This window comes from Aliidiomarina haloalkalitolerans, from assembly GCF_003987315.1.
GTDB classification, from domain to species: domain Bacteria; phylum Pseudomonadota; class Gammaproteobacteria; order Enterobacterales; family Alteromonadaceae; genus Aliidiomarina; species Aliidiomarina haloalkalitolerans.
Map to the genome: position 1 here is coordinate 1 of NZ_PIPI01000028.1, position 608 is coordinate 608.

Genomic DNA, 608 nt, shown 5'->3' on the forward strand with positions numbered 1-608 from the left:
GCAAACTTACCGCCGACAACCTGCGACGCAGTGCCCCCTAAAATCACGCTTGTGGCTAGGTCTCCGCCGGCATTGTTTGCTACTTGCCCCATTCCCGCACTGACAAAGCCATGGTGGAACGCGCCACCGCCGAGCATGCTTGTAAATCCGCCGCCGACACCACTCACAAAGGCTCTGGTGGGTGATGCTGCCATGCCGCTAAAGGAATGGAACATTGCACCACTAATCGCGCCAACCGCCGCCCCTCTGAGGTTCCCGGTGGCAACTCCACCTGCAATGAATCCGGCAAATACCTGCGAGGCACCGACTTCAATACCTATGTTAACGAAAAACCCTCCCGCGCCCCCAAGGAAAACTGCCGCAGCCATACCCACAAAAGGCGCAAAACTACCAAAGGCCTTATTCAATCGCTTAAACAAATACCCGCTCGGATCCGTATAACTCAGCGGGTTATTCAGCACATAGCTGTAGCGGTTGTAGTTCTGCAGGTTTGCGCCCGCCTGAATAAACGGGTCCGCCTGCATAAAGCGCCCCAGCACCGGGTTGTAAGTGCGCCCACCCATGTGAATGAGGTTCAGGTCGTTCACCATGGTGTGGCCGGTGTAACC

At 56.2% G+C, this 608-nt stretch carries 1 protein-coding gene; it reads right to left on the reverse strand.

Annotated features, from left to right (window positions below; translation table 11 throughout):
- Positions 1 to 608 (reverse strand): RHS repeat-associated core domain-containing protein (locus CWE06_RS12355; protein ID WP_133307006.1); only part of this gene is annotated, 608 nt, incomplete at both ends.